The following is a 13,753-nucleotide window of genomic DNA, read 5'->3' as shown; positions in this document are numbered from 1 at the left end:
CCGCTGCTAGGCGAGACAGGCTTTCTCCGGGTGATCTTCTCAGCGAGAGGACAGTGCCGTCACGACGGCGAGGATCGGGCGCACGTCCTTCGTTATTTGGCGCTTCGTGCGTCGATCAGATCCGCGGTCGTATGGCTTAGGCGATCGGCAAGAACCCGCAATATCTCGATGGTCATTTCCGGGAACTCCCTCATAAGCCTCAGGAAATGATCCTTGCGGATTCTCAAGGCTTCCAGCGGACTTGCCGCTCTGACGGTGGCAGTGCGGGAGCTGTTGCACAATATGGCGATCTCGCCAACGATCGAATTTGGCTCCAGTTCGGCAACTTTTATCGGTCCGCTATCGGAATCGACAAGAATATCCGCCCTGCCTGAAAGGATGACATAGGCGGCGTCTCCCTCGTCGCCCTGCCTGAAAAGGATCTGGCCGGCGCTGTAGCTCACACGATCGGATGTGAACGCAAGCAGCTTGAGCTTTGTCGGCTCGATGGCAGAGAACAAGGGAACGCGTTGCAGCATTCCAACTTCATCCTTGAGCAGCATTGTCGCAAACCTTCCAAAATTCGCGTTTGCCAGACTAGAGCAAGGGACGCCAAGATGGAATCAATTCTCTTTCCGAGATGGCGAGGCAAACCACGCGAAAGGTGGCGAGCCCGATGTCGTGCACCGGCAGAATGATCCATCTGAATGTCCGTTGCTCTATGACAACAGTTCCTTGAAGATACCGTTCCCCGCCAAGAGTGTCTCGTGTGTTCCGTCTTCCGCCAATTGACCCGAGTCGAAGACGACAACGCGATCGAACATCATCGCCATTGCCGGATTCGTCACGACCCACACAATTGCCGGCGAATGGCCGTCGCGCCTGGCTTCCTCGAGCACATTTCGCAGCACCTTATCCTGCATGCGCTGGTCGAGCGCCGACAGCGGCCGGTTGAGAATGAGAAAATCGGGACGCTTGAGCAAGGCCCGGGCAACATCGAGCTTCTGTCGCTGTCCACCGGTCAGCCGCCTCCCGCCGGAGCCGACGTTGAAGTCCAGGCCGACATCCAGAAGTTCGCCATAAAGCCCGAGTTCGTCAAGAATGTCATAGACGATGGAGCGTATGCGGTCGGGCGCGTCGGGATGATTGTTGCCCACACGCCCGAACAGGACATTATCCATGACCGTGGCCGCGGCAATGTATTTGGCAGGATCATACCGTTCGATCGCATTGTGCAACTCGGGCGGCAGGTCTTCATAGAACCGGTTGCGTGCAGCGACGATCTTGCTCATCAGCTCGTCGCTCAGCAGGCCGAAGCGGTGCCGGGGCTCGATGTAGGCAAAGCTCAAGGTGGCGATCATGGCGCGATCGTTCTCCGAAACCGCCTCGTAGGGACGGTTCTTGAGCCGTTGCAGCAAGGTTTCGTAGGCGGGTATCTCCTCCGCGCTCATGAAGGCGAGCTGCTGGAAGAACTGGTGATCGGGCGGCAGGTCGGCAAACAACTCGATCGCCTGTTTGGCGATCTCCAAGCCCATTTCGTAGAGCGTGCGGTCGAGGCCGGCTTGCCTCAGCACGGAAGCAAAATAGGGATTGGCCGCCAGCGCCCTGTCGGCCAGTTCGGGACCGGCGGCAGCGCCGAAGAGCAGGTTTTGGCCGATCGTTGCTTCCTTGTTGTAGGCGCCCGGTTCGAAAGGAACCACCAGTCCGCTCAGCCCCTCTTGTTCCAGCCGGGTCCGCAGCGCCGCACGCAGTTCGACGATCCGCCTGGCAAGCTCCGTGTGACGCGTGAGGTCAGCTGAAGAGCGCAATCCGAGATCCAGAATGTCACGCGACAGAACAACCGCGTCGAGCACCCGGCGCACGGCTTCAAAGAGGTCGTGCGGGCCGGTAGCGCCAGCGGAAGCATAGTTGATCCAGTCGCCGTGGATATCAAGATCCGGATTGCCCGACCGGCGCGCCTCGTGAATGTTCCAGCGGTGCTGATCTGCCGCAGCACCGTCATAAGGCACCGATGTCAGCGGCGCATGCTTCAACCCGTAGAGCAGGTTGTCGCGGAGGCTTGCCTGGAACAGGAAAACATCCGACGAGGCATACGATATGCGCCGGCCGGTTACTGCTTCGGGGAGTTCAAGCAGGTCGTCGGTGCCCGAAGCGACCTTTCCGCTGTCTGGCCAGATCAGCCGCGCGAAGGCTTCTGCAAGCGCCTCCGCTCCACCTGTTGCGGTACTGACCAGTGCCACCGTCTCACCCGGCTTGACCTGGAGGGAGATACGGTTGAGGAGCATCGCACCGCCATCGTCTGCTATGGACAGATTGATCGCCGACAGCGGTTTGGTCATCGGATCGGGATCGTCGATCGTCAATGCCATGATTTTCGGCGCGATGAGACCTTCGACGGTGAACTGTTCAACGACCTGTTGATATTTGACCTGGACATCCTGCCGATCCTGATCCCAGTCGATCAGTTCCTTCATCGGTCCGGGCAGGTCCTTGTAGGCGCCGATCACGGCCACGAGCTGGCCGACGTCCAGCCGCCCCTGGAGGACCAGATACCCGCCGATCATGTAGAACAGAAAGGGCGTGAGCTGCGCGAGAAAATTGTTGAGGAACTTTACCATGAATTTCCATTGGTAAAGATCGAAGCGGATCTTGAAGATGAGCCCGAGCCGGGCAGCTATGTCGGCGCGCTCGTAGTTTGATGTATCGTGGACGTGAACCGCGCCGATGCCGTCGACGATTTCGCCAACCCGGCCCGAAAGCGCGCGCGCCGTCAACTGCCGTTGGCGCCCGAGCACGATCAGCCGCCGCCGCATTCGCGGGATGAGCACGATCTGGATCGCCACGATCACGACCGCTATCATTCCGAGCCAGACGTTCTGGATCATGATGAACAGCATGGCCGTCAGCGCTTGGCCGCCGAGCAGTACCGGCTGCAGGAAGGCGTCGCCGATGAAGCCGCCCAGCGGCTCCACCTCGTCCTTCACCATGGTCGCCACTTCGGCGGACTTCACCCGCTTGAAGTAAACCGGCGGAAACCGCAGCACGCGGTCGACCAGATCGAAGCGGATACGCCGCAGCATGCGTTCGCCGAGGCGGCCCTTGTAGGTGTTGATGTAGAATTTGAACAGGCCGTTGATGACGACTAGCAAGAGGAACACAAGGCTCAGGGCAAACAGGGTCTCCTCGCGGTCGAGCTGAAAACCGGAGAAGAACTGGACCTCTCCAATGAACGGCAGGTTATAGTGTAGCCTCATGAATGGCTGGGTCGCGCCCGGTTGCTCGAAGCCGCGACCTTGGATCGGTCCGTTGACGATCAGCTTCGGCAGGTCGAAAGACATGAAATATGGGATCATCGAAAGCACGACGATCATCAATATCCAGAGCTGCTGCTTCTTGGTGTGCGTCCAGATATAGCGGGCTAGGCTGGCTTCCATATGCGACTGTGGACCCTTCAGTTGGAAGCGTGCAGGATGTAAAAGCACCTGCTGGCGAATGGCGTATCGGCAATTTCTTCATCGCCAACGAGCTGGCCAAACGGTCCGCGGCTTTCGTAGGGCTTTGGCGAACAGCTGAGCAGCACGAGGCCGCAGCTGCGCGGCTGGTGCTGGCGGATGGACGCCGATGATCCGGACAGATGCAATAGGCTCTCTCCGGCACCGGGCAATAGCCAAGCGGCTTGCAGCATGATCACGTCCGCGGAATCAAACAGTCTTGCGGGAGGCAAGATTGCGTTGTGTCGCCCAGAATCCCAACATACAAGACGAATTATGATGGATGTCACGCAACCACGCAATGCCATGGACTGGCATGAGCAAGCCTTGGACCTCACACGGGGAATTGCTGCTTATGTCAACTGCCCTCTCGTGGCAGGGCTGGCGCGCGTCATCGCCAAGCATCCGAAGGCCGATATCGCCAACGCCTTCAACCACAAGCAGGTCGCCTGCAAGATGTGGGCGCTCGACAGGCTGTTCGAAAGCGGCGGCGGCCGGTTCGGGCGCATATGGATTCTGGGTGGATGGTACGGCGTATTGCCGGCAATGCTTTTCAACGATGCCCGCTTCGACATCGCGGCGATTGATAGCATCGACATCGATCCTGAAGTCGCGCCGGTCGCCCGGACCCTCAACCGGGAAGCCGGCGACCGGTTCCGGGCGCTGACGGCAGATATGTACGCACTCGACTATGCGGCCGGGCGGCCCGACCTGATGGTCAATACGAGCTGCGAACACATAGCCGATCTGCGCGCCTGGCTTGCTCTGCTTCCGCCGGGCACGAATGTACTGCTGCAATCGAACGATTATTTCAGCGAGCCGACGCACATCAACTGCGTGGCTTCGCTTGCAGCCTTCGAGGAAATGGCGGCGCTACGGGAGGTGCGGTTCTCCGGCGAACTGCCGACGAAAAATTATACGCGTTTCATGCTGATTGGAACTGTTTAATGCATTTCGCCCAAAAGTGCGTAGCGGTTTTGGGACAACGATACGCATAAAAACAGGACTTGAAGCGCGTCGCACGAATCTCACAGACGCTACGCGCGTTAGGATCTATCGTCTGTTTGATCATGAACTTTTCCGAAACCGGGCCCCACATTTAGGGACCATGTTCGATACCGCTCGCGCAGGATTTGCGCCGAGCGACGCGCGCCTTCCAGATCGAGACGATGCGCGGATGGCGTCCGTCCCACAAGCGCCTGTTCGATAGCTTGCGCCAAACCTTCAGGCGTCAGGTCCTTTTCCGTCAGCACCGTTGCAAGGCCGAGTTCTTCGAGCATCAGGGCGCGAACCGTCTGTTCGGTTTCCCCGCCGGCTGCAAATGGGACGAGCAGGGAGCGACAACCCGCGCGCAGTACATCGCAGACCGTGTTGTAACCCGCCTGCGAGACTGACAGGCGGGCGCCGGTCAGCAGGCTGGCGAAATCCTCGCGGAACCGGAAGATGGACAGGCCCGGCGTGGCATCGCCTGCGATCGCGTCAAACTCGTCTTTCGGCAGGTTCGGGCCGGTGATCAAACACCATTTCCAAGCGTTGTTGGCATCCCGCGCCGCTGCGATCGTGGAGCTGACAAGGCTCTTTCCGGCAGCCCCGCCGCCAACCGACACCAGAACGTCGAAGCGCTCGGAGGCCGCGGGCGATGGCGGCGCGGCAACGAGCCCTGTGTAGGTGACCTCGGCCCTGATCGCCCCAGCCAATGGAAATGTCTTGTCGATGGTTGCGAAAGCCGGATCGCCGTGGACCATAACAAGGTCGAAATGCCTGTTGATGAGATCGACCGTTTCCTCGTTTCGGCCCGGCTTGACGCGCTCCTGGAGGATATCGCGGACGGACGTCGCCAGCAGCGGTCTGGGCGACGTCGCGTCGATGGCCTCGATCAGCGGCAAGAGTTCGAAACGCATCTGCCGGCGTCCAAATGGAAACGCCTCGACAATGACGATATCAGGCCTGCAATCCCGGAATGCCTGCAGCAGCATCTCTGAACGCCATTTCTTGAAATCATCGTCGATCGGGTTGCCTTGCAGGTCGACAAGTGCCGAAAATCCTTCATCACCGGAGGTGACAGGTGGCAGGGTTACAAATTTTACCCCCAGTGCCGGAAACCCGGCGATCGGCGCCCCGCCGGCCACGACGGTTACGTCAAACCCGTCATCGACCAGAGCCGCCGCAATGCGGCTGGCGCGCGCGAGATGGCCGATGCCGAGCAGGTGCTGGACATAGAAGAAAGCGCGCAGCCGCTTCATTCGGCGGCCCGCCACTCCCGCTCGAACAGTTCCCTGAGCTGTCCAATGCTTGCCAAATGATCGAAATTGCCGCGCACGCGCCGCTCTGCGGCGTCGCCGAGGCGGCCGCGGAGCACGGGATCACGGATCAGGCGTTCCAGCGCCTGTGCCAGGGCAATCGGGTTTTCCGTCGGAACCAGCAACCCGGTTTCATCCGGCGATAAAAGCTCCGGCACGCCGGAAATATCGGTCGACACGCAGGCAAGCCGCTGGCTAGCCGCCTCCACCAGAACATTCGGCAGACCGTCCCGGTCGCCATTTGCGGTGATCCTGCAGGCCAGGGCGAAGATGTCGGCGCGGCGGTAGTGCTCAAGCACCTCCTCCTGCGCAAGCGCGCCTTTCCAAGAGACGCGATCATCCACACCGAGCTTTTGCGCCAGCGCCTTGAACCGTTCCAGTTCTTCGCCGCCGCCGATATGCTCGAAACGCCACGCCAAATCGCCGGGCAACAGGGCAAGGGCCTCCAGCAACGTATCGTAACCTTTCTTTTCAACGGCGCGCCCGACACTCAGAACGACAACCGGTTCGTCCGGAGCCGAGCCGTCATGCTGCTTTCGCGCCTCATCGAAACTGCCAAAGCGATCAAGGTCGAGCCCATGATAGCTCAGATGCACACACGAGTTGCCGTTAGCGAGTTTTTTCAGACGGTCGAAGCCGGTTTTCGTGCAAGTGACCGTCCAGCGCGCCGAGGAAAGCTTGCCGGCCAGATCCCAGTCCGCCGAAGTCCAGATGTCCTTGGCATGGGCCGAGCAGGTCCAGGGCAGGCCACGAAGCTGGCTGGCATAGCGCGTCACCGATGCAGGCGTGTGCGCGAAATGGGCATGCAGCCAGCCCGCGTTTTCCGGCCATTCGGCCGCCAGCACGAGCGCTTGCCCGAAGCGGCGCGCGCGATTGCGCGTAAAGTCGCGGGGCATATCGGCAGCCAGCGATCCGAGCGCGCGCCAGAAGCCCGGACGCAGCAGATAGGCAAACAGCGAGCGAAACACGCGCAGCGGCTCTTCATGCAGATATTCCGGCAGATAATGGACGGGCGCTTTGATCTCGTCATGCACGGGGTGGCGTTTTTCGTCGGTCGGCCGCCTGAGCGCGACAAGTATCAGGTCGAACCCCGCACGCTCAAGGCCGAGCAGTTCCTGCGCGATGAAGGTTTCGGACAGCCGCGGATAACCCTTCAGAACCACGACGATCTTGCGATGTTGCAACTCAGGTCATTCCTTCAATGACTGAAAGGTGATGGCCGGCCCGCCGGTCGAGCAGTTCCGCGACGATTTCGGAAATATGAGGCAGCCCTTCCAGCGTCAGATGCGGATTGCTCTGCGATGGGCGGGGCCGGTCCGGCAGCGCCTTCAGTGCGTCGGCAAACCGCCGGGAATCCTCGGCTTCTTCCGGCAAAAGCATCTCGATAAGGCCGAGTTCGGCCGCGCGCCGTGCGCGGATCAGTTGTTCCTTTCGGGGCTCGACGCGCGGCACGATCAGCGCCGGCTTGTCGAAAGACAGTATCTCGCAATAGGTGTTGTAGCCGCCCATCGCCACTACCGCCTTGGCGCCGGCAATCAGGTCTTCCATGCGGTTGTCGAACTCGATGATCCTGATATAGGGGATCTTGGACCCCTTCTTGAGCAGCTTGTTGCGCTTGCGCGCCGGCATGTAAGGCCCAAGCACGATCAGGGCCCTATGCTGCAATTGCGGATCCTGCTGATAGGCATCGATGACGTCGTGAATCAGATCGGCGCCGTCACCGCCGCCACCGGTGGTAACGAGGATATAGTCGCCCTCGGGCCGATGGCCGGGCAACTCGTTCCGCTGCAGGCTCCGTTGCAGGAAACCGACGAACCTCATCTTTGCCCTGACAGCCGGCGGCACATCCAAGCCGGTCAACGGATCGTAGAAATCCGGCGGGCCATAGGCCCAGACCTTGTCGTAGAACAGGCCTATCTTGCGCATCACGTCCCGGCGTGCCCACTCTGCTTCGAGCAGATGCGGCGCATCCATCACCTCGCGCAGGCCAAGCACCAGCGTGGTGCCCCGCGTCTTGAGGTAGGACAGCGTGTCCTCAATCTCACCGCGCAGGCCGAGCGGTTCCTTGTCGACGATGAAGATATCCGGCCGGAAGGTCTCGGCCGTGTGGCGGATGATCGACTGGCGCATCCTTAGCGTCTCATGCAGATCGATGTCCTTTTCCAGCGAGGTGTATTCGCCGTTGCGCAGCTTGATGACGCTGGGGATCTTCACGAAGTCGACACGGGCACGGTAGTCGAAGGCGCCAGCGATAGTCGCACCCGAAATGATAAGCACCTGAAGTCCGCGGAAATCCTCGACCAGCGAATGCGCGATAGTTCGGCAGCGCTGCAAGTGGCCGAGCCCGAACGTGTCGTGGCTGTACATGAGAATTCGAGCGTTTTCTGCGTGCTGGGTCATTGTTGAACGTCTCTTAGAATTCTCGCTTTGAGGACCGTGAGCGACCCGCCGGCTTCGCAACCATCCTGGCTTTGAAACATGAGGCCGCGATTTTGAATTTGCATTACTTCTGTGGAATGCCTGTCAGATAGGGCTTTCTGATTGCCTGAGTCCGAAACTAGATGGAGTGGCGAATATCGTCTCGGCGGGAGCGGGCCGAGACTCCCCGTTGTTGTTTTGGGATGAATCGAAGGGGAAAGCGGTGTCCAAAAGATCGGCAGAAGTCATCCCTCTTGATTCCAATAAGCTCCGGTCTCTCCGAACTCGATGGTTTCGGAGCGGTGACAGCGAATTCCGCGATCCTGCCCATATAGTCAATTGCTTGATCGGTATACGAAAGGACAGGGTCGCCGGGCGTCGCACGGCACATGTTGTTGCAGAATTCGTTTCGCGCGCCATCGCTCTCGGTCTTGGGAGACCAAAGGTGCTGCCCATCAATCTCTTGACGGGCGGTCTGATTATGATTCACCGACCAGAACTGAGCCATCTATCGCCCAAGCTAGCCTGAATTTCGCCAGGAATCGAGTGGATGCCAGCTCTCACAACACACCGCCCGCAGCGGGGTGTGTGCAACACCGGTTGCTTGTCGATCGCTATGGCCTCTGGCTAATGCCTTAGCTGGGGCGGTGACGGTACTTTTTGAGACGACCTGAGCGGACCATCGAACGTCGCGAGGTGCAAAAACCGCTCGATTGGTCCCGACAGTTGGCGAAACCTCAAAATATTTTTGCGGCGACTTTAGCCTTTAGAATCAGGAGCATAATTTTTTGACGGCGTTGAAGTCGCCGCGATCGGGGAAAAATGCGGCATTTCTCTCCTCCCAGTCCGCCCACTGCTGCAAGCCGACGGCATCAATCGCATCCTGCTCGGGCTTAGGCAGGCTGCGAAAGCGAGCGAGGTCTTCGGGCTTCATGGGGTAGATGGCAAGAAAGCGGGGTATGCAGCGGTTTTTCCTTCGTGCTGTCAGAAGCATGCTGGCTGCTTAGACTCTTGGAGGGCCCAAGTCACTGCGCAGTACCACTCTCTAAATGCCCGCCCGCTATCGAGGATGCCGCGCTCCTCGAGGTCGCGCGGTCTGCTGGTCAGTACCTTCGCCGAAAGTTATTGATTTTCTCGGCCGGGTTCTTCGTTCGTGGTGCCGAGGCGGTTAAGCAGATTGAGCGTGATCCTGCCGACATCGTTCATGGCGCCTGCGGCTGGCAGCGCGCCGCACCAGGCAACCGAGCTTGCCGAAAAGATCAAGCCGCCTGCTGCGAGCTTTCGCAGGGTCATTTCGGCGCAGCGGCGGGCGATGCGTTGCGTATCCCCGCCCTCATACCAGCGCGTCGGATCCTGGAAGAAGCTGTCCGGAAATCCCGTCGCCCGCGCGATCACGACGGTGTCAGCGGAAGTGCCGAGGGCTGGATCTGTCGCATCCACTTCGTAGCCCGCGGCACCGCCCAGCACGATGCCGTCCGTGCCGAAGGTCGCATTTTCAGCGCCTTCGAACAGCCATGCGTATCCTGCTTCACAGCTTTCCTCAGTGCGCGTGAAGGGGCGCGCGCCTTCGAATCCCATCAGTGAGACCGCGCCGCCGATCAGCGAGAATTCGCCTCGGCCGCGCGAGCGGAGATAGCCGCCTGGTTCGTTGGTGATCGACAGCGCCTGTTCGGCGACCGGGCCATCCCAGGTGCGGCCTGCCTCCAGCGGCGAGCGCCGCAGCTCCATCAGGTCGTCCTTGAAAGCCACAGTGGCAGCGAAGCCGTTTCCGCCGAGATAGGCGATGCTGCCGCCTTCGGCCACAAACTGCCGCAGCGCCTGCTCCATCTCGATCGACATATATTCGGGGTGACTGCCGGTGACGACGGCTTGATGTCGACGCAGACCGTCTATGCCGCATTCGTGCAAGTCGTGATCGGTCAGGACGTCAAACATGATTCCATTTCCGTGGCAGAATCGGAGGAAGTGCAGATCGACCGGCAAATTGTGTGGGCAGCCGCAGAGCGGATAATCGTAATCGTCCCTGAGCGTCACTTTCGGCTTTTTGTAGGAACAGATGGAAACATCGCTAAGGTCGGAATGGTAGTCGTAAAGAGATTTCAGATTGTTGGCGATCGCGAAGCGATGTCCCCGGTCGTCGCCTTTCCATTCATAAAGATGATCCGGGAGATATTCGTCGGCATAAGCGAGATAGGTGGCCGTCGGCACGAGATACAACAGCGGCGACGAGACCTGTGACGAGGTGACGAAGAACACCACGCGTTCGTCGCCCCCCTCCCATTCGACCTGGAACGCGTAGACGCCTGGGTGTGCGTTTTCAGGGATCGTCACGCGGTGTGATGCCGGCCACTCAAGCGGGCCGATGTCGTCGTCGTGGCAATGGATAGCGTCGTAGTGCGACGGCACTAAGCGAGGCTCGAAGCTCGATCCGTCCCAGCGTGCCGAAGTCACGCAGAAGGCTGGCTGATTGATCACATCTAGGAGCAGCGGATCTGCTCCGCCCGACGACAGGATCGGTTGCGTTGGTAACAGCGTCGGGAAATCCCAGGCAACAGTCCCCTGTGGCGTGTCGAACCGGATCGCAGCAAATTTCGCGTTGAGCGTAGGTTCGTGGTTGGTAGCACTTGCGCCGAAATGGATGCCGTGCCCTTGGAGATTCCGCGCAGGGCTGCCAAAACCTTCACAGAGTTCGTAAGGCGCGAGAAGATCATGGGATTTGATGCGCAGACGCGATTGTTCCTGCCGCAGATCCAACTCGACAGTGAGCCACACACCGGTTGGCGCCTTCTTCTCGACAAGGGTTTCGTCACCGATTTCCACGACGAATGCGCCGTCGCGGAGGCGCAGCCCGAGGGCGCCTGCCTCCAGGATCGTGCGCGCACCTTCGTTGCGCGTGAGGAACAGCTCAAAACGTATGCCGTGGAGGGCTTGTACTTTGGCCAGTTCGCCGGCTCGCACGAACAGGAACGACCCTTGGTCGAAATGCTGACGCCGTGCTTCACCTATTGTTTCGATGGGCCAGGCGAGAAATTCCGGAGCCGGCTTGTCGAGCCGGCAAATTCGTGTGGCCTTTATCGGCCGATCGCATGACAGGCTGAGCTTGATCCGCTGGCCTGCTTTGGCACTCCAGGGGGTGGTATAGCCAACCACGCTCATCGCGTCGTGGTCTACTGCGCGCTTCATATATCCCTCCCGATGAACTCCAGATGGGCTGGGGCGAACCGCGTAGACCGGTCCGATGTCGGCCAATGCGCTGCCGCTCTGACAAGCAGAGTTTCGCATGGCGCACTACAGCCATGATGTACATGCTTGTATAGATAAGCTGCATTCGGATAGTCTCGACGCGATCGGTCCAAGCGCGACATTACCAAGGAGGATGACATGCGCAACGCATCTCTCTTCGATCTGTCAGGCAGGAAGGCGCTTGTAACCGGCGCAAGCCGTGGCATCGGGCGCAGCATCGCCGAGGCGCTCAGCGCGGCCGGCGCCGACGTCGCCGTCACGGCGCGCAGTGTGGCCTCGCTCGAGAAGACGATAGCCGCCATCCGCACCGCCGGCGGGGTCGCGCACGCCGTCGCCCTGGACGTCACTGACGTCGACCGGTGCCGGACGGCGACAGCCGAGGCCGGCAGCCTGCTCGGAGGTCTCGATATTCTCGTCAACAATGCAGGTACGGAAGAGATCCGGCCTTCACTCGATGTCGACGAGGCCTTGTGGGACAGGATTGTCGATACGAATCTCAAAGGCGCCTTCTTCTGCGCCCAGGCCGCTGCGCGGCAGATGAGAGACGCCGGACGGCCCGGCGTCATTATCAATCTCTGTTCGTTGACCTCCGAGGTTGGGGTTCCCACGGCGGTGCCGTACGGCTCGTCGAAATCAGGCCTCCTCGGCATGACGCGGGCGCTTGCGGCGGAGTGGGCCGATCTTGGGATCCGGGTCAACGCCATTGCGCCCGGCTATTTCAGGACAGCGATGACAGACGTGTTCTACAGCAACGAGGCATGGCAGCAATCGATGCTCGCCAAGATTCCGCAGCGCCGTTTTGGTGATCTCTCGGACCTGCACGGAATCGCGGTGTTCCTCGCTTCGGATGCGGCAGCCTACATAACCGGCCAGTCCATTCCCGTGGATGGAGGCTTTCTCGCATCGATTTGAAGGCTTCAGGGGCTGGAGACGTGTCCCAGAAGTGATCGATGCTAATCGTAATTGCGTTCTAAGAAAAGGAGCCGCCATGTCTGACGTCAGCTTCCACCGCCTGTCATCCCTCAGTGTCGATCAGCGGGCCAGTTTACTGAAACGCGCCGAAGGAGATCTGTCTTCCTTCATCGAAAAGGTCCGTCCAATCATCAAGGCCGTCAAGGATGAAGGTGACACGGCCTTGCTCCGGTTTGCGCGCGAACTCGACAAAGCCGATGTTGCCGACGGTGGGCTGAAAGTTTCGGAAGCAGAGTTCGACGCGGCATTCGACAAGGTCGACAAGGATGTCGTGGAGAGTATCCGGTTCGGCATTGAGAACATAAGGCATTTCCACGAGGAGCAGCGCCCGGAAACGATGTGGCTCAAGGAAGTTCGGCCGGGCGCCTATGCGGGTGACCGATACACACCGATTGCTTCCGTTGCGCTTTATGTTCCGCGCGGCAAAGGCGCCTTCCCCTCGGTGACGATGATGACCTCGGTTCCGGCGGTGATTGCCGGGGTTCCCCAGATCGCGATCGTGACGCCTGCGACTTCGGATGGTTCCGTCGACGCCGCGACGCTGGTTGCTGCCCGCATTGCCGGCGTGGAGACCGTGTACAAGTGCGGCGGCGCCCATGCGGTCGCCGCCGTCGCCTATGGAACCGAGACCGTGAAGCCTGCCGTGAAGATCGTCGGGCCGGGGAGCCCGTGGGTGGTGGCGGCAAAGAGCGTGTTGTCCCCGATCATCAACACAGGCCTGCCTGCCGGCCCGTCCGAAGCGATCATCTTTGCCGATGACAGCGTCGACGGCGGCCTGGCCGCTCTTGACCTGTTGATAGAGGCCGAGCACGGCCCGGATTCGTCGGCCTATCTGGTGACGCATAGCCGCAAGGTCGCCGAAGCCGCGTTGATTGCGATACCGGAACACTGGTCCCGAATGAGCGAACAGCGTGTGGAGTTCTCGCGCGCGGTGCTGACTGGAAAGCGCGGCGGCATCGTGCTGACCGAGTCGCTGGAGGACAGCTACCGTTTCATCAACGATTATGCCCCGGAGCACCTCGAGATTCTGTCAACGGAGCCATTCGCGCATCTTGGACGTATCACAGAAGCCGCCGAGATCCTCATGGGACCGCACACGCCGGTGACCCTCGCTAACTTCGTCCTGGGACCCAATGCGGTGCTGCCGACCAGCCGGTGGGCGCGAACCTTTGGACCGCTTTCGGTGACGGATTTCGTCAAGAGATCGTCGGTCGGCTATGTGACCTCGGCGGCCTATCCGGAACTCGCGTTGCATGCCCGCAGGCTCGCCCGCTACGAAGGGTTCAGCTCGCATGAGAACGCGGTTTCGGAGATCCGCGATCGCTATCTCGCCGGCTGAGCGGAAACGAT

At 60.2% G+C, this 13,753-nt stretch carries 10 protein-coding genes; 3 read left to right on the top strand and 7 right to left on the bottom strand.

Annotation, left to right across the window (positions count from 1 at the left end):
• Positions 1 to 92: 92 nt before the first annotated feature.
• Positions 93 to 542 carry a cyclic nucleotide-binding domain-containing protein gene (locus NKH50_RS15630; RefSeq protein ID WP_023675957.1) on the bottom strand — a complete coding sequence of 150 codons (450 nt, stop codon included), beginning with the start codon at positions 540 to 542 and terminating at the stop codon, positions 93 to 95.
• A gap of 156 nt (positions 543 to 698) precedes the next feature.
• On the bottom strand, positions 699 to 3,413 hold the full coding sequence (locus NKH50_RS15625) for an ABC transporter transmembrane domain-containing protein (protein WP_352879683.1): 2,715 nt from the start codon (positions 3,411 to 3,413) through the stop codon (positions 699 to 701).
• A gap of 336 nt (positions 3,414 to 3,749) precedes the next feature.
• Here NKH50_RS15625 and NKH50_RS15620 point away from each other — a divergent pair, with 336 nt between their 5' ends.
• Positions 3,750 to 4,418 carry a class I SAM-dependent methyltransferase gene (locus NKH50_RS15620; RefSeq protein WP_352879842.1) on the top strand — a complete coding sequence of 223 codons (669 nt, stop codon included), beginning with the start codon at positions 3,750 to 3,752 and terminating at the stop codon, positions 4,416 to 4,418.
• Between the two features lie 98 nt (positions 4,419 to 4,516).
• Here NKH50_RS15620 and NKH50_RS15615 read toward each other — a convergent pair whose 3' ends face one another.
• From NKH50_RS15615 to NKH50_RS15595, 5 genes are all read right to left on the bottom strand, one after another.
• Positions 4,517 to 5,713 (bottom strand): glycosyltransferase family protein, encoded by a 1,197-nt coding sequence (locus tag NKH50_RS15615; protein ID WP_352879681.1) that lies wholly within the window; start codon positions 5,711 to 5,713, stop codon positions 4,517 to 4,519.
• Positions 5,710 to 6,954 carry a glycosyltransferase gene (locus tag NKH50_RS15610; RefSeq protein WP_352879679.1) on the bottom strand — a complete coding sequence of 415 codons (1,245 nt, stop codon included), beginning with the start codon at positions 6,952 to 6,954 and terminating at the stop codon, positions 5,710 to 5,712. Before NKH50_RS15610 ends, NKH50_RS15615 begins: the two co-directional genes overlap by 4 nt.
• 1 nt (position 6,955) lies before the next feature.
• A complete protein-coding gene (locus NKH50_RS15605; RefSeq protein WP_352645145.1) occupies positions 6,956 to 8,170 on the bottom strand; it encodes a glycosyltransferase family protein in 1,215 nt (404 codons plus the stop codon).
• Between the two features lie 790 nt (positions 8,171 to 8,960).
• A complete protein-coding gene (locus NKH50_RS15600; RefSeq protein ID WP_352879846.1) occupies positions 8,961 to 9,182 on the bottom strand; it encodes a hypothetical protein in 222 nt (73 codons plus the stop codon).
• Positions 9,183 to 9,310: 128 nt separating this feature from the next.
• Positions 9,311 to 11,371 carry a N,N-dimethylformamidase beta subunit family domain-containing protein gene (locus tag NKH50_RS15595; RefSeq protein WP_352879677.1) on the bottom strand — a complete coding sequence of 687 codons (2,061 nt, stop codon included), beginning with the start codon at positions 11,369 to 11,371 and terminating at the stop codon, positions 9,311 to 9,313.
• A gap of 198 nt (positions 11,372 to 11,569) precedes the next feature.
• On the opposite strand from NKH50_RS15595, the gene NKH50_RS15590 reads away from it, so the two are divergent.
• Both NKH50_RS15590 and hisD read left to right on the top strand, forming a co-directional pair.
• The gene (locus NKH50_RS15590) at positions 11,570 to 12,343 is read left to right on the top strand and encodes an SDR family NAD(P)-dependent oxidoreductase (protein ID WP_352879675.1); all 774 of its coding nucleotides are present in this window, start codon (positions 11,570 to 11,572) and stop codon (positions 12,341 to 12,343) included.
• A 76-nt stretch (positions 12,344 to 12,419) separates the two neighbouring features.
• A complete protein-coding gene (hisD, locus tag NKH50_RS15585) occupies positions 12,420 to 13,742 on the top strand; it encodes a histidinol dehydrogenase (RefSeq protein WP_352879840.1) in 1,323 nt (440 codons plus the stop codon).
• Positions 13,743 to 13,753 lie beyond the last annotated feature (11 nt).

The sequence above is a fragment of the Mesorhizobium sp. M1027 genome (assembly GCF_040318745.1).
In the GTDB taxonomy this organism is placed as follows: Bacteria; Pseudomonadota; Alphaproteobacteria; order Rhizobiales; family Rhizobiaceae; genus Mesorhizobium.
The sequence above is the reverse complement of the archived record's forward strand: the minus strand, read 5'-3'. Positions and strand labels throughout refer to the sequence as shown.

Excerpts from the sequence above, each read along its gene's own strand:
- NKH50_RS15600 (WP_352879846.1), bottom strand. The coding sequence starts at position 9,182 with ATGCTTCTGACAGCACGAAGGAAAAACCGCTGCATACCCCGCTTTCTT.
- NKH50_RS15605 (WP_352645145.1), bottom strand. The coding sequence starts at position 8,170 with ATGACCCAGCACGCAGAAAACGCTCGAATTCTCATGTACAGCCACGAC.
- NKH50_RS15595 (WP_352879677.1), bottom strand. The coding sequence starts at position 11,371 with ATGAAGCGCGCAGTAGACCACGACGCGATGAGCGTGGTTGGCTATACC.
- hisD (WP_352879840.1), top strand. The coding sequence starts at position 12,420 with ATGTCTGACGTCAGCTTCCACCGCCTGTCATCCCTCAGTGTCGATCAG.
- NKH50_RS15630 (WP_023675957.1), bottom strand. The coding sequence starts at position 542 with ATGCTGCTCAAGGATGAAGTTGGAATGCTGCAACGCGTTCCCTTGTTC.
- NKH50_RS15620 (WP_352879842.1), top strand. The coding sequence starts at position 3,750 with ATGGATGTCACGCAACCACGCAATGCCATGGACTGGCATGAGCAAGCC.
- NKH50_RS15615 (WP_352879681.1), bottom strand. The coding sequence starts at position 5,713 with ATGAAGCGGCTGCGCGCTTTCTTCTATGTCCAGCACCTGCTCGGCATC.
- NKH50_RS15590 (WP_352879675.1), top strand. The coding sequence starts at position 11,570 with ATGCGCAACGCATCTCTCTTCGATCTGTCAGGCAGGAAGGCGCTTGTA.
- NKH50_RS15625 (WP_352879683.1), bottom strand. The coding sequence starts at position 3,413 with ATGGAAGCCAGCCTAGCCCGCTATATCTGGACGCACACCAAGAAGCAG.